18 protein-coding genes and 1 pseudogene are annotated in these 18,611 nt (G+C 50.7%); 14 read left to right on the top strand and 5 right to left on the bottom strand.

All coding sequences use genetic code 11. From position 1 onward, the window contains the following. Positions 1 to 118: 118 nt before the first annotated feature. The 8 genes from xdhC to FT643_RS07870 all read left to right on the top strand — a co-directional run bounded on the left by xdhC (position 119) and on the right by FT643_RS07870 (position 7,447). Positions 119 to 1,006, top strand: a complete 888-nt coding sequence (gene xdhC / locus FT643_RS07905) for a xanthine dehydrogenase accessory protein XdhC (protein ID WP_156870844.1) — start codon at positions 119 to 121, stop codon at positions 1,004 to 1,006. Continuing rightward, the gene (gene allB, locus FT643_RS07900) at positions 1,003 to 2,424 is read left to right on the top strand and encodes an allantoinase AllB (protein ID WP_156870843.1); all 1,422 of its coding nucleotides are present in this window, start codon (positions 1,003 to 1,005) and stop codon (positions 2,422 to 2,424) included. Before xdhC ends, allB begins: the two co-directional genes overlap by 4 nt. Before the next feature lies 1 nt (position 2,425). Beyond that, positions 2,426 to 3,451: an allantoicase gene (gene alc, locus FT643_RS07895; RefSeq protein ID WP_156870842.1), complete on the top strand. Its 1,026-nt coding sequence runs from the start codon at positions 2,426 to 2,428 to the stop codon at positions 3,449 to 3,451. 32 nt (positions 3,452 to 3,483) lie between these two features. After that, a complete protein-coding gene (gene uraD / locus FT643_RS07890) occupies positions 3,484 to 3,990 on the top strand; it encodes a 2-oxo-4-hydroxy-4-carboxy-5-ureidoimidazoline decarboxylase (RefSeq protein ID WP_156870841.1) in 507 nt (168 codons plus the stop codon). An 83-nt stretch (positions 3,991 to 4,073) separates the two neighbouring features. Beyond that, the gene (gene uraH, locus FT643_RS07885) at positions 4,074 to 4,412 is read left to right on the top strand and encodes a hydroxyisourate hydrolase (RefSeq protein ID WP_156870840.1); all 339 of its coding nucleotides are present in this window, start codon (positions 4,074 to 4,076) and stop codon (positions 4,410 to 4,412) included. Further along, complete coding sequence (locus FT643_RS07880) at positions 4,413 to 4,910, top strand: ureidoglycolate lyase (RefSeq protein ID WP_156870839.1); 498 nt, start codon at positions 4,413 to 4,415, stop codon at positions 4,908 to 4,910. 24 nt (positions 4,911 to 4,934) lie between these two features. Beyond that, positions 4,935 to 6,254, top strand: coding sequence for a guanine deaminase (guaD, locus tag FT643_RS07875; protein ID WP_156870838.1), 1,320 nt, complete (start codon positions 4,935 to 4,937; stop codon positions 6,252 to 6,254). Beyond that, positions 6,251 to 7,447: a urate hydroxylase PuuD gene (locus FT643_RS07870; protein WP_156870837.1), complete on the top strand. Its 1,197-nt coding sequence runs from the start codon at positions 6,251 to 6,253 to the stop codon at positions 7,445 to 7,447. Before guaD ends, FT643_RS07870 begins: the two co-directional genes overlap by 4 nt. A 69-nt stretch (positions 7,448 to 7,516) precedes the next feature. Here the strand turns inward: FT643_RS07870 and FT643_RS07865 are convergent, their stop codons facing one another. Continuing rightward, positions 7,517 to 8,263 (bottom strand): hypothetical protein, encoded by a 747-nt coding sequence (locus FT643_RS07865; protein ID WP_156870836.1) that lies wholly within the window; start codon positions 8,261 to 8,263, stop codon positions 7,517 to 7,519. A gap of 284 nt (positions 8,264 to 8,547) precedes the next feature. On the opposite strand from FT643_RS07865, the gene FT643_RS07860 reads away from it, so the two are divergent. Beyond that, positions 8,548 to 10,029 (top strand): serine hydrolase domain-containing protein, encoded by a 1,482-nt coding sequence (locus tag FT643_RS07860; protein ID WP_198043404.1) that lies wholly within the window; start codon positions 8,548 to 8,550, stop codon positions 10,027 to 10,029. On the opposite strand, the gene FT643_RS07855 is transcribed toward FT643_RS07860, so the two are convergent. Then, positions 9,944 to 10,780 (bottom strand): SDR family oxidoreductase, encoded by an 837-nt coding sequence (locus FT643_RS07855; protein WP_156870834.1) that lies wholly within the window; start codon positions 10,778 to 10,780, stop codon positions 9,944 to 9,946. The two genes, FT643_RS07860 and FT643_RS07855, sit on opposite strands and share 86 nt — an antisense overlap. Positions 10,781 to 10,916: 136 nt before the next feature. On the opposite strand from FT643_RS07855, the gene FT643_RS07850 reads away from it, so the two are divergent. From FT643_RS07850 to FT643_RS07835, 4 genes and pseudogenes are all read left to right on the top strand, one after another. Next, complete coding sequence (locus FT643_RS07850; protein WP_156870833.1) at positions 10,917 to 11,219, top strand: hypothetical protein; 303 nt, start codon at positions 10,917 to 10,919, stop codon at positions 11,217 to 11,219. A gap of 93 nt (positions 11,220 to 11,312) precedes the next feature. Beyond that, positions 11,313 to 11,884, top strand: a pseudogene (locus FT643_RS07845) (DUF4158 domain-containing protein); the annotation flags it as partial. A 118-nt stretch (positions 11,885 to 12,002) separates the two neighbouring features. Then, positions 12,003 to 13,001: a hypothetical protein gene (locus FT643_RS07840; RefSeq protein ID WP_156870832.1), complete on the top strand. Its 999-nt coding sequence runs from the start codon at positions 12,003 to 12,005 to the stop codon at positions 12,999 to 13,001. Positions 13,002 to 13,217: 216 nt separating this feature from the next. After that, entirely contained in the window at positions 13,218 to 13,850 is a 633-nt protein-coding gene (locus FT643_RS07835) for a response regulator transcription factor (protein WP_156870831.1), read from the top strand. Here the strand turns inward: FT643_RS07835 and FT643_RS07830 are convergent. After that, positions 13,750 to 15,162 (bottom strand): sensor histidine kinase, encoded by a 1,413-nt coding sequence (locus FT643_RS07830; protein WP_156870830.1) that lies wholly within the window; start codon positions 15,160 to 15,162, stop codon positions 13,750 to 13,752. The genes FT643_RS07835 and FT643_RS07830 overlap by 101 nt on opposite strands. A gap of 528 nt (positions 15,163 to 15,690) precedes the next feature. Here FT643_RS07830 and codB point away from each other — a divergent pair. Then, complete coding sequence (gene codB, locus FT643_RS07825) at positions 15,691 to 16,941, top strand: cytosine permease (RefSeq protein WP_317621983.1); 1,251 nt, start codon at positions 15,691 to 15,693, stop codon at positions 16,939 to 16,941. Positions 16,942 to 16,970: 29 nt separating this feature from the next. Here the strand turns inward: codB and FT643_RS07820 are convergent, their stop codons facing one another. After that, positions 16,971 to 17,261 (bottom strand): amphi-Trp domain-containing protein, encoded by a 291-nt coding sequence (locus FT643_RS07820; protein ID WP_156870828.1) that lies wholly within the window; start codon positions 17,259 to 17,261, stop codon positions 16,971 to 16,973. Positions 17,262 to 17,287: 26 nt separating this feature from the next. Beyond that, the gene (locus FT643_RS07815) at positions 17,288 to 18,595 is read right to left on the bottom strand and encodes a metallophosphoesterase (protein ID WP_156870827.1); all 1,308 of its coding nucleotides are present in this window, start codon (positions 18,593 to 18,595) and stop codon (positions 17,288 to 17,290) included. Positions 18,596 to 18,611: the final 16 nt, after the last annotated feature.

Genomic DNA, 18,611 nt, shown 5'->3' with positions numbered 1-18,611 from the left:
TCCTCGTGCGAGCGCAGCAAGAAATCGTTTGTTTGCTTTCGGAATCAATGCTTTTAAGTACACTTAGGTCTACCTGCCTTATTCATACTGCATCTCGCCCCATCCATGAGGTCCGATCATGACTGCTTCATCGAATTACCATCTACGCACCTGGGCTAGCGCGGCTGCCAAGCTACAGCAACAGGGTGAAGGTTATGTCCTGGTTACCATCGTTAATGTTAAGGGTTCGTCGCCCCGAGACAATGGCACCAAAATGCTGGTGAGTCATGACCGTACGGTGGAGACCATCGGCGGCGGGCACCTGGAATTTTTGGCCATTAAAACCGCCCGCGAATTGTTAACGCAAGGCAAACAGCATCAACACATGGAGGAATACCCTTTGGGTACCAAGCTGGGACAATGCTGCGGAGGCCGGGTCACATTACTTTATGAATGCTTCGCTCCCAGCGAAGTACAAATAGCCTTGTTCGGAGCCGGCCACGTGGCCCGGGCGCTGGTCACCATTCTGGCACAACTGCCGGTGCAGATTCGCTGGATCGACAGCCGCGCCGATGAATTTCCAGCATCGATTCAGGATGGAGTGAAGGTGATCGTTTCGGATCAGCCTGAAAACGAAGTTGCGCACCTCAATCCGGGTGCCTACGTCATCGTCATGACTCACTTGCACCCACTGGATTACGCCATTGCCGAAGCAGCATTGCAACGCAACGACACCGCTTATGTTGGCGTAATCGGCTCAGAAACCAAAGCCCGGCGTTTCAGGATGCGGCTACAGTATTGGGGATTCCCACAATCGGTGATCGACCAGATGCAGTGTCCTATCGGACTGGACACCGTAGCGGGAAAACACCCGATGGAAGTTTCCGTGTCCATTGCCGGACAAATTATTGCGCATTATCAACAACGCAGAGAACTCGGGATAAGCGACAACGCTGAAGCGATTCCCATCGCATTAAAACCCACACTGCAAAAGCAAATCGGATACAAGGAACCGTTTGATCAATGAGTGCTTCCGAAATCACATCAACCAGCAAGATCGATCTGAATAAACCCTTTGCACTGCGCGCCAAGCGGGTCATAACGCCCCAGGGCGAACAAGCTGCAATCGTGGTGGTAGAAAACGAGCGTATCCAGTCTATTCTGGCCTACGAGGCTGACCCGGGCTGCCCGTTGCTGGAAATCGAAGGCGTACTGATGCCGGCACTGGTGGACAGTCACGTGCATGTGAATGAACCTGGGCGTACTGATTGGGAAGGTTTTGATACGGCGACCCACGCTGCGGCAGCCGGTGGCATCGCGACCCTGGTGGACATGCCCCTGAATTGTGTCCCCGTCACCATCTCCGACGCAGCTCTGGCAGCCAAACTGGAAGCAGTGGACAGCAAAATCTGGGTCGACTGCGGTTATTGGGGAGGTGCCACTGCTGATAATCTTGCAGACCTTCCTGATCTGTTAAAGGCCGGAGTATTGGGTGTAAAGTCCTTCACTATCCATTCCGGTATTGACGAATTTCAGGCGGTGGACGAGCAACAATTAAAGGATGCAATGCGACATTTGGCGAACGCAGAGTTACCCCATCTGGTACACGCCGAGCTGGATATACATTGCCAACCTGAAGTGGAGGCAATCGGTCGTTCCTATTCCCGCTTTCTGCAATCACGGCCGCGCCAGTGGGAAAACGACGCCATTGCTATGGTGATCCGGGTTATGCGGGCGTTACGCGAAGAAGGCTTAACCCCCCGTGCGCACATCGTACATCTGTCTTCCAGCGATGCCATTCCCATGATTACCCAAGCACGGGATGAAGGCTTGTTGCTAACGGTCGAGACCTGCCCGCATTATCTCACCTTGTGGTCGGAGGATATTCCGGATGGCGCGACGCTTTACAAATGTTGCCCGCCGATCCGGGAAAATCAAAACCGTGATTGTCTCTGGCAGGGTTTAAAGGACGGCGTAATTGATTTTATCGTTTCGGACCACAGTCCCTGCACCCCCCAACTAAAAGCGATCGACAGTGGCGATATCGGCGATGCCTGGGGCGGCATCTCGGCCTTGCAATTCGGCCTGGCTCTGATCTGGACCGAGGGCCAGAAACGCGGCTTTGATCTGACTCAGATCACCCGCCTGATGGCGCAACGCCCCGCCGAAATCGCCGGACTGGGCGCATTCAAAGGCCAAATCGCAACAGGTTATGACGCGGACTTTTGCGTATTTGATTGCACTGCGACACAAACCGTCACTGCCGAGACGATCAAACACAAGCACAAGATCAGCCCTTATTTAGGAAAGACCCTGCAAGGCAAGGTGTTGCAAACCTGGCTACGCGGTAAACCTATTTACCAGCACGACGAGTACACGGGAGAAGCACGCGGTAAAAGCCTGCTACGGGGTCACACCTTTACCCTTCCAAAAGGAATTCAATGAAATGAGCAATCCGGAACACCCGATTAAATGGGCCATGACCCATATAGATTTACTGGCCGAACGTTTTGGCGGGCAAACCCTATCCTGCAACGATGAGTTTTTTGCCGAAGCCAGCAATCTGATGAAACAATCCGAACCGGTTTTTATCGAAGACAAATACACCGACCGCGGAAAATGGATGGATGGCTGGGAGACCCGCCGCCGCCGCTCAGACGGCTTTGACTGGTGTATTGTGCGCCTGGGCATTGCCGGCCGCATTCGTGCAATAGATGTGAATACGACCTTTTTTAAAGGCAATGCGCCGGATGCTATGTCGATTGAAGCCTGCTATGCACCCGATGATCCCGCGCTTTTAAATGCCGATCAGTGGGAATGGTTTACGTTAATAGAATCGAAGAAGATCAAACCCCACAGTCATAATTTATTCGAACTGACCGACAGCCGCTCCTGGACCCATCTGCGTTTGAATATTTTTCCGGACGGCGGAGTCGCCCGTTTGCGTGTCTACGGAGAACCCCGCGTCGACTGGAGCAAGCTACTGCCCAACGAATTAGTGGACCTGGCCGCCTGCGCTAACGGTGGCCGGGCGCTGGCGTGCTCCGATATGTTCTTTAGTCCGATGAACAATCTGATTGCACCCAATCGCGGAAAAAATATGGGCGACGGCTGGGAAACCCGACGCCGCCGGGGCCCCGGTCACGACTGGTTGATCGTTAAATTGGCCTGTCCAGGCAGGCTGAAAAGAGTGTTGATCGATACCCTCCATTTCAAGGGCAATTTTCCCGACAGCTTTGTACTCGAGGCGATCCACTCCATTACCGACGATCTGACCGATGACGCTATGGAATGGACCAGCGTCATTGCATCCACCAAGTTGATGCCGCACACCGAGCATTTTTATCAGGAAGAACTGTTGGAACAGGAAACTCCGTTCACCCACGTTCGTCTCAGCATTTTTCCGGACGGGGGAGTCAGCCGCATGAGAGTGTTTGGTTATCCGGTAGTGGACACTGAAATCCAAGACTGATCAATGTTATGAACAGTGGAGACCAGAGCAGTATGAATTTAAATACGTTGAATACCATGCCCATAAGTCAGGCTGGCGATACCTTCCGGCAATGTTGTGCAGCCACCGGCTGGGTCGATGGCATGGTGCGATCGCGCCCCTATGCCACTCTTGTTTCCATTCTCAACACCTCTGACCACATCTGGATGGACATGCGCGAAAGCGATTTACTTGAAGCCTTTAGTGCCCATCCGCAGATTGGCAACGTCGATAGCCTGCGACAAAAATACGCTAGCACCAAGGCAATGGCGGCGGGGGAACAAGCCTCGGTGCAACAAGCCACCGAAGAAACCATTCAGGCCTTGGTGAAAGGCAACGCAGAGTATCTGGAAAAATTCGGATTTATTTTTATCGTCTGCGCCACCGGCAAATCCGCCGACGAAATGCTGGCATTGCTGCACGCCAGATTGCCAAACAGCCGTCCCCAAGAGTTGCAGAATGCGGCGGAAGAACAACACAAAATTACCGCTCTGCGGTTGGAAAAGCTATTCTCATGGTAGCGCCATTCGCCGGCTCAGATCAGCACAAATACATTTAAGAGTCGAATCACTCAATACGATTCAAATAAGATGAGTCAGACATTATGAGTCAAATTACTACCCACGTTTTGGATTCTGCATTAGGTCAACCCGCAGCGAATGTCCCCGTTATGCTCAGCTACCAAGACCGGGCGGGCAACTGGTCGAAGATCAACAGCACAGTCACGAACGAAGACGGGCGGGCACCGGCTCTGAGTCCGGATAAATTGCAAGCCGGCACCTACCGGCTCCGCTTTGAGACCTCACCCTATCTGCACGCTCAGGGGCAACCGGTGTTTTATCCCTATGTGGAGGTGGTTTTTACGATTGATGACAGTGGTACGCACTACCATATCCCCCTGTTAATGAGCCCGTTCAGTTACTCCACCTACCGGGGCAGCTGAATGAATCGAATAGAACCGTTAACGCAAGAAGCCTTCCGGCCATTCGGTGACGTGATCGAAGCCAATGAGGCGCTGGAGAACTTTGATATTAACTATGGATACACCCGGCGTTTTCACAATCTGGCGGATATCAATGTGGATGCCGAATTCGGTAAACCCATCGTGAGCTTGTTCCGCTCCAATCCGCTGCCGGCTCCCATTAAAATAGAACGCCTGGAAAGGCACCCGCTTTCCAGCCAGGCATTTATGCCGTTGGGCGCGAGCCCCTACTTGGTCGTAGTGGCACCTGCAGGCGAACTTGTGGAAGCGAACATCCGCGTCTTTTTGGCACAGCCCGGACAAGGCGTGAATTATTTTGCGGGTACCTGGCATCACTTTTGTCTGGCGCTGCAGGCGGACAGTTTATTCCTGGTCATTGATCGAGCCGGGCCCGGTTCGAATTGCGATGAACTTTTACTGGACACCCCCTTTACTCTTGATATTAGCGGTTTGGTGTGAACAGTCCCTTAAGGAGCATAAGCCATGAGCAATGAATCCCATGCCTATCGTGCCCGTATACTGCACTTTGTTGACAACCCTCTCAACGCAGGAGACCAGGCCTGGCAATACTTTGAAGACGGTATTCTGTGGGTAGAAAACGGCTATATCCGAAGCGTCGGCCATGCCGTGGATCAACTGATGACCTTACCCACCTATGTCTCTATTGATAATTACTCCGATCACCTGATTATCCCGGGTTTCATTGACACCCATATACACTACCCGCAAATAGAAATGATCGGTGCCTATGGTGAACAGTTACTTACCTGGCTCAATAACTACACCTTTCCCACCGAAAGCCAGTTTGGGGACTCCGCCTATGCCGCCCGTATTTCTTCTGTTTTTACGGATGAGTTATTGCGCAACGGCACGACCACGGCATTGGTTTTCGGTACGGTTCACCCCGCTTCGGTGAATGCTTTTTTTAGCGAAGCACAGCAACGGGGCCTGCGTATGATCGCAGGCAAAGTCATGATGGATCGTAACGCGCCGGAAGAAATCTGTGATACACCGGAGACCGGCTACCACCATTCCAAAAGGCTAATCGAACGCTGGCACGGAGTGGATCGGCTGCAGTACGCAATAACACCCCGCTTTGCCCCCACCAGCTCCTATGAGCAACTGGAAAAAATTGCCTACTTATTCAAACAGTACCAAGGCCTTTATATGCATACCCACCTGTCAGAAAACACCAACGAAGTGGCATGGGCACTGCAACTATTCCCGGAGGCGACCCGCTACCTGGACATTTATGATAATTACGGACTCCTAACTCCGCGTAGCGTCTTCGCCCACGGAGTGCATCTGTGCGACGAGGAATGCAGACGCTTAGCCGAAACCGGTTCCAGCATTGCTCACTGCCCTACGTCAAACCTATTTCTGGGTTCGGGATTAATAAATCTGAATCAATTATTCCAACACGGTGTTTCGGTGGGGCTGGGCACCGATATCGGTGGAGGCACCAGCTTTTCCATGTTCAAAACAATGGATGAGGCATACAAAATTCAACAGCTCAGAGGAGCGACACTGGATCCATTTCAGGCTTTATATATGGCGACGCTGGGTGGAGCTAAAGCTCTCGATCTGGATACCAGAATCGGCAGCTTTCGCCTGAATAACGAAGCCGATTTTGTGATATTGGATTTACAGGCTACCCCATTACTAAAATTCCGTACGCCCTATTGCAAAAGCCTGCGGGATCTATTGTTCGTTTTGAATACCCTGGGCGATGACCGCGTTGTAAAGCGCACCTATTCACTTGGACGCTGTGTGCATAACAGAGATGGAGCAACACACCTATGAGCGCTTACATTATCGATTGGTTAAACCTTCTATTACGCTGGGCTCATCTGATTACCGGTATTGCCTGGATTGGAGCCTCTTTTTACTTTGTCTGGCTCGACAACTCTCTGGAAACACCCACTGAGGACAATAAAAAACGCGGCTTTGGCGGGCAACTCTCATCGATACACGCCGGCGGCTTCTATGAGGTAGCGAAATACAAACTAGCGCCGCCGATGATGCCGCAACATTTACACTGGTTTAAATGGGAAGCCTATAGCACCTGGATTACCGGATTCTTTTTACTGGCTCTGATGTTTTACGTGGGTGCGGAAACCTATCTGATCGACAGCAGTAAAATGAGTTTGAACCCGCTCACTGCAATTGCCATCAGCCTGGGCACACTTGCCGGTGGCTGGATCGTCTATGACCTCCTGTGCAAAAGCCCGCTATCAAAAAACGGCTGGCTGCTGGGTATCATCCTGCTGTCTTTTGTTGCATTGGTAGCCTGGGGCCTGAATCAGATCTTCAGCGACCGCGCCGCCTATTTGCACGTAGGTGCCCTGATCGGCACCTGCATGGCGGCCAATGTATTTTTTGTCATCATGCCCGGACAAAAAGCGCTGGTTGCCGCCGTTGAAAAAGGCGACGCTCCGGATCCGAAATACGCAGCGGCCAGCAAGGTGCGCTCCGTACATAACAACTATCTGACCTTGCCTATTTTATTTCTTATGATCAGCAACCATTACCCCATGACCTATGGCCACCCGCAGGCGTGGGCTGTGCTGATGGCCATTTTATTAATCGGTGCCTGGACCCGGCACTTTTTCAATCTAAAACACAAAGGCATAGTAAAACCGGGCATACTGATCAGTGCCGCTATTGCTACGCTGATCCTGGCGTGGGCTATTGCGCCGAAAGCACTTCCAAAACCGGCTGCTGCGTCGTCCGATCCGGTTAGCATTGTGACTAACGAAGAAGCCTTGAGCATCGTGCAACAACGCTGTGCGAGCTGTCACAGCGCCACACCCACTGATGATATTTTTAAAGCGGCACCGGGTGGTGTAAAACTGGATACCGAACAGGAGATGATGCAATGGGCTCCGCGCATTATGGCACGGTCGGTAAGCAGTAAAGACATGCCGTTTATGAATAAAACAGCCATGACCGACGAGGAACGCATTAAGTTAGGAACCTGGATTACGGCTCAGTAATAACAACGCCAGTTCCAATAAAAAAGGGCGAAGCAATACCATGGGTATCACTTCGCCCCTAAAAAATCATTATTCAGGAACCCCATAACTGATACTGACGGAGTCCACGAAATACTTCGATGTGCTTGATACATCCTGGTAATAGTTATAATACAAACTGGGACGTGTGGTATCGGACACCGCCGGCGCCCACATATTAATTGGGCCTGAATCAGTGGTAACGCCCTGCGCAATTACCGAGATAGTGCAGATATCGGTTGCCTTATCCACATTGAATATCAACACGTGATTGACGTTATTGGTATAGCTACCGATTGTCTGATGGGATGTGTTCCCGGTTTTCTTATAGAGCACGCCATTCTTAAAACGTAATCCACACATGGTTCCGAAATGGCCATCACCAAACCAGATATCCAAACCGGAACCGGAGGCCGATAAACTAGGCCGGCCAGATGCAATCGCCAACAGGCGCCCATTTGACGGGATGTTGGTATTCGCTGAAATCATACCCAGATAACGCTGCCACAACGCGACCGCTATATTGGAATATTGCAGGCTGTTGCTACCGGCAGCATCGAAAAAATTGTTGTTCACTACCTGCCACGATAGCTGGTCCACATCCGACATATAAACCTGATCGCCGGCCGGAGCCCCTGCCGGACTTTCAGACGGAGCGGAACCGACTGCATCGGCCGAGAAGTCATCGTTAAAAATAGTGGTATTATCGCAACCGGTTAAAATTGTAATTTGGGCAATAAACAATAAAGGTAAAGTGCGTCTGAACAGGCGAATCGATGTTCTTAAAAGTGTGCTCATGATGATTTCCTCTCATTGAAGTTAGCAGCGATACAAAAAATGCAGCCCGCCTAAACACGTTTCCTACAACGAATCGGGGCTGTCCTTTTTAGCTTCCACCTGTCGCGGTCTTTTTTCCATTGCATATGCCTGCTTTAATATCCGTTAAATTACAGACCTCTATTGCGGACTGTTTAAGCTTAAAATTGCCACTATGTCGCATTGGGCGCCTTTCGATCGCATACTGCCCCGGCGTCACTTCAATGCTATTATTTCCTGCCGCGATCACAGCCGAGGAAAAGACAGTGTCACAAAGTCCGATAAAATCACCACTAGTCTCGATCTTATGCCCGATCCTCATGAGCAGCCTGGGGCTGTACGGTTGCGCCTTTCAAGATGAAATTCCGATAGCAAGCGGTTATGCCGCTAAAAATATTTGTTCCGATTACTTCGTTAGCGGCCTAAACCCTGAAACCATAAAAATTCGCCTGGTCGCCCCCCAAATTAAACCCTTCAACAAAATCTGGCGTGTCAATCTGGATGAGGATAAAAAAAACGTAACCGTAAGCGATATTATTTTTGGCAACCGCTATGCCCATGAGGCGCATTACCGGGAGGGCTTCGGCTGTACCCTGTTGCACGGATCAACCAATGACGAGCTCAATCAGCAGATACCGCCGTTAAAAACCTGGTCCATCCCCACCGATACCCAATGGCCAATCGGTGCTGGTGGAACGGCGCCGCCTGTTAGCGGTATAGATTACGGCACGCTCGAACGTTCAGTTGAGAATGCGTTTGAAGAAGATAGAGACCTAGGCATTAATACCCTGTCTGTGGCCGTCGCTTACAAAGACCAGCTACTCATGGAAAAATACGCAATGAGTGCCACCGCTCAATCACGATTAATCGGCTGGTCAATGACAAAAAGTTTTACCAGCACTCTGGTGGGGCTGCTCTTCGATCAGGGTAAGCTGGACCCGAAAAAAGCGGCACCGGTTGCAGAGTGGAAAAACACAGAAAAACAAAACATCACGTTGGAAAACCTATTGCATATGGCGGGTGGCCTACAGTGGAGTGAAACATCGAAAGGATCAACCCCGGATCAAGGTATCATGCTGTTCCGGCAACCGGACTACGCTGGCTACTATCTTAAAAAGCCGGTGGTCGCAGAGCCCGGCGTTCAATTCAATTACTCCACAGGAGCCACCAGCTTAATCGCGCGCATTGTTCAGCATCAATTAGGCGGCAGCATCAATCATACTTATCAGTTCATGCAGGACAGCCTGTTCCACAAAATAGCCATTAGCAGCGCTGTTCTGGAATACGACGAAGCAGGACAACCTTCCGGAGGTGCTAATCTTTACATGACGACGCGGGACTGGACGCGCCTGGGGCTGTTATATTTAAGACAGGGAAATTGGTTTGGCGAACAGATACTTTCCAAAGAGTGGATTCAATTCGCGACCAGCCCCTCGCCCGCCAATGCACAATATGGCGCTCAGATCTGGCTCAATACCGAACAGAAGAAATGGCCCGCCCTACCCGCAGACACCTATGCTTTTGTGGGTTTCGAGGGCCAGTACGTGATCATCGTACCTCAGCACGATCTGGTGGTTACCCGGCTCGGAGCGACTTTTGAAACTGACCGTTTCGCCCTCGAAGCGTTGATCAGCGGGGTTATTTCCAGTTTACCGATACCCGCTACCCCGACTGCACCCAGCGCTGGCTCGCATCCCATAATTGTTTCGCCAGTGCTGGATCCTGAGCAGCAGCGGACGGCTCTATGACCTGACATTTTTTGTAATAAAGTCCGCTCTGCTCCGACACCTCATCGCTGGTAGCACAGTACAGACTGGTGGCAGCACCTTCTTCCGGGGTGAGCATCGAGCGCTTAATCCATTTATCCAGCGGCCAGTGCAAAAACCGCCAGACATCCGTTGCAACCACACCCGGATGCAAGGCATAGGTATTCACTCCTGTCCCCTCCAACTGCCTGGCCAGCTGTTTGGCAAACAGAATATTCGCCAGCTTGGCAACACTGTATTCTTTCAGCGCGCCGAAAGAGCGGGTCGGTTTACGCACGGCGTCAAAATCGATCGTATTAACGCCAGTGTGCATTTTACTGGCGACCACTACAATCCGCGCCGGTGCAGCTCGCTTGATGCTATCCAGCAACAGTTGGGTCAACAGGAAATGGCCCACATGGCAGGTGCCAAACGTCAACTCAAAACCCGATGCTGTCTTGCCTTTTGCCCCCGCCAATCCGGCGTTACAAATCAGAAGATGGAGCGGCAAACCCTGCTCCAGAAAACCCTGGGCACACTTCCTTACGGAATCCAGATCGGCCAAATCCAGCGGCAAGAATGACACCTTTGCTTTTCCACCGCTTTGCTCTGCGATTTCATCCAGGACCGGCCGGGTTTTTTGCAGCGAACGACAGGCCAGAAAGACGTGCGCGCCCTGGAGCGCCAACTCACGGGCGGTAACCCGCCCTATACCCGTATTGGCTCCGGTTACCAGTGCCACCTTTGCGTTCATATCCACGGTCGATCCTCTATGCGTTACCCATTGACTATCGTAGTATCTCAAAGATACGGTTAGAAGTAGTCAATAAAAAGCGGGGGCACTCGGCTATGAAGTCTCACTCACCAATAACACATGAGCGAACAGCAGTATGAAAAGAGCGTTTATATGCCTGCTAATTTCGTTGACGATCTCGTGCATAGGACTGCTGTATTTTACCGTATTTGTTGCCAGGGATACTTGCTTGGCTGCAGGTGGGCGCTGGATTGGTGTGGTTCAAGGCTGCGAAGGTGGCAATGAATATAGTTTGAGCCTTCTTCTATCGCCGCTGGCTGTGAGTATTTTCATCGGCATCGTGCTGGGAATCAGCAGCGTACTAATCCAGCTTCACACTCTGATTTTCGGTACTAAAAAGGTGGTCGCTGACCAACAAAACCCTGACACTCCGCTCTGAACAGACACGTTGGGGTTCTAGGGATTTTCCGTCCAAAAACGACAAAATGCTCTGGAGTCCGCGCCATCCATGGCATTCGAATAACGTGTTCAGATCTTGTCCGAGGCAGAACAAGATGAGCTTTATGGACCTCCCGCTTTCACCTCAGCAGACCAACGCTTCTTTTTCTCGCTAAACACCTCCGTCATCGGGGTCAGCGTTACATGCTGGTGGTATCGCTGGGCTATTTCAAAGCCAAGCCGGTGGTGCTGAATCCCGGCTTCCACCAGATCAAGCAGGATCTCAAATACGTTTATCCAACCGTTCTACCAGGGCCAGGCTGTAGACCCTTTAATCTCACGCCAAAAGAGAACGAACGGATTTACCAACGTATTTTCCAATTCTGCAATTACCGGCGCTGGAATGCCAAAGACCACGGAGCGGCGTTGAGCGCCTACGTATCCCAGCAAGCCCGAGCCTGGACGGCTCCAAGACACCTCTTCGATGCGGCCATTGAGTATTGTTCGAGACAGAAGATAGCGTTCCCTGCCTACAGCACGCTGCAAAAGATCATCAGTAAAGTGGTTGGAGATGAACAGGGACACATGGCCGACAGCCTTGAGCCTGCTTCCACTGTCGCAGAAAAATCAGCAAGGCGGCCTAATTACCGGGCTGAGTTAGCTAACTCTTTACTAACCTTTGTTAATTATGTTGAAGGGCAGTAGCTATTACTCTTGGATCTCGGACCTTGCGCGCCGTTAGATTGGGCGTAGGGCAACTACTAACATAAATCAGGATATTCCCATGTACAACTTACTGAGATTCCCCCATCGTTCAATTCTTTGTTGCACTAGTAAGTTAAAAACGAACCGGTTTAAAAATCTAATACTTGTAGCCCTGTTGCCCGTTCTCGGGTTGGTTGGGTGTGGTGGCGATATACAGCAACGCCTGGATCTATCAGCCATAGAGTTGCTGGAGGCCCATGGTAATACCGGAAGCGATGGCGCTCGCTGGCTATATGCTTCGGATATGTATAATTCCGGTCGTGGCTTAGAATTACCGGGGGCGCCATCAGGCGATCGTATTTATGCTTTTAACGATTCGTCAATTAGTGGCGGCAATAGTCGGATTGCCACGCCCAATGGTGAGTTTAGCCCGTCAATAGTACCCAATCTTCCACCCGCACTAACACCCTCAACTTTGGGCGGTGAAGCCAGGACGTTGTGTTTGCGTGCTAACCATGCAATTTCTGAATTGCGTACTAACTATCTGGTGTTTCGCCCTGTAGATTCCTTAGAACAACAGCAAACTACCACAGTGAACCTGGCGATGGCGGTATCAGAAGGCACGCGTTTGGATCTAAACTTCCACGACGACTTTGACTTTAACCAGCTGCGCTTTTGGGGTACCGAAATGGGAGATTCGATATTAGCATTGCGAATTAACGCCGGTGCCATTTATGCCCTAACCCGATTCAGTGGCAATAGCCATGCGACGGCTGAGTGGCTGGCTGACTTTCCTATGAACCGTTCCCGGCTGGCTTTAGATCCTGTCCTTAATCTCGGTATCACGTTTAATTACGAAGAAAATTACTGTTCAGTTCATTTAGCCGAAGCGGGCGGTGGCGGCACCTTAGCCAGTGTTAGAGTGCCCGCTGGCTACTGTGACGTTGATCGAACCCATTCTCGCTTAAAGCTCGCAGCCGTTGCAAAACGCACAGTGCCGCTGGGCCCTGGCACAAGCACGCCGCAAGCCTGCTTCCGATCCGTCAATATTTTCGATTTTATCGCCGACGAAACTTGATGTCTCAATTGTTGACAAGAACAACCCGGTGCCCTGCGGTAAGTTAGACTTTTCTCTGCGTACTGGAGTGTAAGTACATGACGAGGCTAGCAATGAAATAGTTTGAAAATGCGGTAATATTCCCGGCTTTTTTCTGGAATATTACCTGCTTCTCAAGCTGGCCCTGTGGGATTATTGCGTGTAAGTAACGTATTAATTTCAAATTGGGGGCGGTGCATGAAAATGTTGATTGCAGACGATCACGCGCTGATGAGGGAAGCGGTCATACTCAAGTTACAGGCGGAATTCCCGGATGCACGATTCTATGAAAGTGCCTGTTTCGAAGATACTCTGGAACAGCTTCAATCTAACCCGCTCATCGACGTTGCGATAATCGATTTGCATATGCCGGGTATGCAAGGCATCACATCTATTCAGTGCTTTCTATTAGTGAAGCCTGAGACGCCCATTGCCATATTCTCTAACGAACAGAATACCGATTTGATGCTGGAGATACTCAATAGCGGGGTACAGGGTTTTATTCCGAAGACTGAGGCGACAGCCGTGATTGTAAAAGCAATCGAGTTGATTCTGGAGGGCAGTAGATATATTCCCGGTGCAGTGCTTGCGCCCCTGACGGTTCCCGCCACTCCATTAGAAGACATTGAGTTTCCCCTCAGCGGACGGCAGCGTGAATTGATCCGCTATATCTGCGCTGGCTATCCGAACAAGCGTATTGCCAATGAGATGAATCTAAGTCTGGGCACGGTCAAACAGTATATTCATCGGCTCTATCAGCAGTTGTCGGTGTCCTCACGTGTTGAACTACAGAACCGCGTCCGTCAACATGCGTATCTTGAGGTGGGTTGAAGCCGGACTCAGGTAAAGTTAGGGTGAACACGCTGCCTCTACCCAGCTCTGAGCGTACCGTCATTTTAATGTTCAGTAAGCCGCACAAGCGCTGGCAAATAGCGAGCCCAAGGCCCACTCCGCTATCAGGCTGAGGTAGCGGCCCGGCTAACTGAACAAATGCACCAAAAATTCCTTTTAAGTGTTCCGGGGCAATGCCGATGCCGCTGTCCCTCACCTCTATACAGTGGCGCTGGGGGCGCCAAGCAATCCATACGGAGCCCTTGTCTGTATAACGAATGGCGTTGCTCACTAAGTTTGCCATAATGCGTTCCAGTAATAAGCGGTCGGTCTTTATTGCGGTGGTCCGAAACCACACTGCACGAAGGTATAAGTCCTGATTAGAGGCGATTAAACGAAAAGTATTGTGGACGGATTGAAGCAATTCAGTTATCTCGAATACTTCAGGGTGTGCAGAAATTTGTTCGGCTTCAATTTCCCCGATCTGTAAAATGGAATCGAACATTTTTTCAAGATCATCAATACCTTTGTCCATTGACTTTGTTAGCGCATGCACATCGGCGTTATCATTGCGCTGGGTGTCGGTTAGCAACCTCAGTGCGTATAGTGGCTGCTTCAAATCATGACTGATCGCAGACAAGAAAAATTGCTGCGCTTTATGGGCGCGCTCAATACGGCGTTTCTCGACACTCAACTGCGCCAGCAATTCGCCTCTTTCGTGCTGTAGTCGAATCGATTCGCCAAAAGTGAATGAATATCGGTTGGCATAGAGTGAGACCAGAAGCCACATTACAGCAAGCCCTACACCGATGGCTTGAGCGTGCTGCGCTTCTGTCATGAAGCTCACTCCAATAAACGGGAGTATTATGGTAGCAGTGGACGCCAGATAAAATGGCCAAATATACGCGTTCGCCGTGAACACGCCGGTGAAATAAAAGCTGATAAACAAAGCTTGAATATAGAAAGCGTGAGGTAGGCTACTGTCAGCAAATAGCAGGCTGGAACCACCAGCACAAAGGCAATTTACTACACCAATTGCAATATAGGTGGAAACCTTTTGTGATAACGAGTAGCCCGACGCCCGCTGATATACCGGCCTTGCCCAGTATTGAATCGCGCTATTGATAATCCAGACCCCACCCCACGCCACTAATGCCAGCTCAGATACCGTGCCAAAGTAAAGTGATGTTAAGATCACAACGGAGGTTAGATTGGCGAAAATCGATACCCGCTCGTTGGCATAAATGATATCAAGATAGCTGTATAGATTTTGTTCGCCTGTGGAAGCGATTAAACGCGGTATCCCATTCATTTGGCCTCTCTCTGCTGGCTTGCCATTTTATGAGTTAAGTAACTAGAAGCTAACTCGTGTTAATTATGCAGCAGATTTTACTGAAATAGATTCTGTCTTAACCCTGCTTTTTGTGCTCGTTGAGAGTGGTTACCCATTCAATAGAGGGGTTCTGGGGATTTTCCGTCAAAAAACGACAAAGTGATCTGGAAGCCCCGCCATCTGTCGCCTCCAGAGAGGTATTACTTTTTCCATATCCTTATTTTGGCTCTGATGGGGTAAGATTCGGCCTTTTTAGGCTAAATCCATGGCATTCGAAGAACGTGTTCAGATCTTGTCCGAGGCAGAACAAGATGAGCTTTATGGACCTCCCGCTTTCACCTCTGCCGACCAACGCTTCTTTTTCTCGCTAAACGATTCAGCGCGCGCTGAATCGTGGAGAAGCCTATCACCAACTGCGTCGGGCCGTGAGCAGCGTCTACCATGGAGATACCAAGAGCGTCAAACAGGCATACCCTATGACCTTTCCCTACCTTGCGCTGGAGCTGAATCATGCAACCATCAGACTATCCACTGAGCGAAGTCCCCAAGAGCGACCGTAAGGGCCTAATATCGACCTCGGTTGTGCTGCTCGGCTTCACGCTTTTTACCGCCACCATGTTTGCCGGAGGCAAAATCGGCACCGCGTTCAGTCTGACTGAGCTAATAGCCGTCATCGTCGCAGGCAACCTGTTGCTTGGTGCCTACGCGTCAGCGCTGGCCTATATCGCGTGCAAAAGCGGGTTAAATTCCGTGCTTATGGGTCGCTTCTGTTTTGGTGAGTACGGTAGCAAATTGTCTGATCTGATCCTCGGGTTGACTCAAATCGGCTGGTACGCATGGGGAACAGCCACTGTTGCAGTAGTGTTGGTGAAGACTCTGGGGCTGTCTGCTGCGTGGGAAATGCCGCTCATGATCGTGTTTGGTCTTGGTTTTTGCATAACGGCGATGATTGGCTACAAAGGAATGGACCTTCTGTCGCGGGTGGCCGTTCCAGCAATGCTGATCTTTATTCTTATTAGTGTGAACACCGGCCTGGCAGAAGGTGGCACCGGATTAACGGGAAAAAATACCAGCAGTGATATGAGCTTCACTGCGGCGATTACCGTGATTATCGGTACCTTCGTCAGCGGAGGTACGCAAGCGACTAATTGGAGCCGCTTTGCGAAAGCGCCTGGAATTGCGGTATTAGCCACATTGGCAGCGTTTTTTGTCGGAAACGGCCTGATGGTGCTAACCGGGGCCCTGGGCACACTGATATACCAGCAAGCCGACGTGGTTGATGTTCTGCTGGCGCAAGGCTTTGTCACCCTCGCAGTGCTGATGCTATTCCTTAATCTATGGACCACCCAGGACAACACTATCTACAATTTTGCCGTTGCCGGTTGCAACCTACTACGCACCGATAAGCGCCGCCTTATCACCATTGCTGGTGCCAGCGTCGGCACCCTACTCGCCATCGGCGGCATGTATAACATGCTGATCCCGTTTCTGGTTCTACTCGGCACGTTCATTCCGCCCATTGGCGGCGTAATTATGGCGGACTTTTGGTTCAAATACCGGGGCGCTTATCCGAAGCTAATTGATGCATCAATACCGGCTTTTAATTGGGTTGGACTGGGTGCTTACGCCATTGGCAGCGGCTGTGCTTATTTCTCACCGCTGTTACCACCGGTTATCGGTGTTTTAGCAGCAGCTACGGCGTATTTAATTCTTTGGAAATGGATAGAAACGCCGGTGCTAAAGACCGTGAGCAACTGAAGTATAACGAGCCACAACAACAGGGCAGTTTAACGGGATTTTTTACCCGGACCCGCGACGACGCTCAGGGGTTTCGCCACCACTTCTTCGTCATCAACAGCCCAGGATATTTTAATATCCAACCGATGCCGGGATTCGTCTTGTTTCGCAGTGACTTTGAATTGCAACAGCCCCTGGGGTTCCAATTGAATTTCGCCGTCTTCGTCACTGAAGGTCAGCTCACCTTTAGCAATGCCCTTGGTGATGGATTTCAGCATCTCCTGAATACTTTTGCGGTCTTGCAGGGACTCGTGCCGGAAGCTATTTCGGTTTTGTCGCATGAAGTGTGATTTCTTTTAATCAGATGTTAAGCGGTTTTCAGAAAGCGTTGTGGCTCGAACACCTTCGCAAAGGGGTAATCATTACTAATACCGATGACCCGACCTTCCGGACGAATAATGGTGACGCCGATACCATGACCGGAGAGCCCTTCTTTCTGACGCGAATTACGATTCAATGTAATATCACCCTCGATGTGAATCATCCCCCTGCGCAACGAAATTCGCTGCCCGCTGGTCTGATTGCGATGCCCATGCACCACAGCGTGAATACCCATTTCATAGGCGCGCTCTACCCCATCCCGGGTAAGCGGACGGTCGACATCCCGATATTTAGTACGCATCGTGTTGGCCAGCGTGCCGTAATAAAAAGTATAAAGATCGCTATTAATCTGGTGTCGATACAACTGATTCAATTGTTCAATACTGTTGTTGGCCAATAGCGTCGTCATGCTGTCATCCAGGCCTGCGTGCAGAAAAACGAACGACCCTTCACGGTGGATTAGCTGCATTTCATTAAAGAACCAGGCAAACTCACCGCCGGGTTGTAAAAATAACTGGTGACAAACCAACGCCGTACCATACACATCCCGAATGGATAAACCTTCGACTTCGCAACTGGCTTCAAAATCCTTTAGTTTCTGCCGCATGCGGGTCATTTCTTTATCCACAGCGATTTTCGGAATATCCGATTTAGCGATTTTCGGAAAGCCCTTGAACCAGGACTTAGAAGGGTATAGTAGCCGCCGACACTCTTCCGCTGCCGGCACCGGCTGACTGTCCACTCTTTTGCGATACGCATTGAACACTTCTTTTATGAGGGGTATCACTTTCGGCCCCATACGCAGAAACAAATGTTCGGTCCGCATATCACGCTGCAAACTCATGCCCCGCAACCCCATCAACAAGCGTACATCGTGATTTCCGGCCAACAATTTCACATCGGCGCCTATTGTCATTAGGTGCCTAATGGCGCGCAGCAACTGCAAATTACTGGGTCCTTTATCAAGACAATCACCACCAATTACGAAGCGTCCTTTTCGGCCTTCATCCGTTAGCTGGATTTCTCCGCTTAATGATTGGGTAACACCGCCAGATGCAATCAGGGATGATTTGAATGCTTCGGCATCCGCATGGGGATCGGCGACAAAAAATACCGGCTCATCCGGCCATTGCCAAGGCTGTACGCCAACGGCTTTGCGCATTCGCCGGGACAAACTGTTGGCGATGGGCCAGGGTTGTGCGCTGGTGGGTAGTGTGCGACCGCTTATTCCAATGCTGTGATAGTCTGGGAGTTCTACTTTTAATGGCGTTAAGAGCATCGTATTCCGTTTCACCGTTTAGATTATCTTC

Origin of the sequence: Ketobacter sp. MCCC 1A13808 (genome assembly GCF_009746715.1) — a bacterium.
Classification (GTDB): Bacteria; Pseudomonadota; Gammaproteobacteria; order Pseudomonadales; family Ketobacteraceae; genus Ketobacter.
Note: the sequence above shows the minus strand (reverse complement) of the source record. Positions and strands in the feature narration are given on the sequence as shown.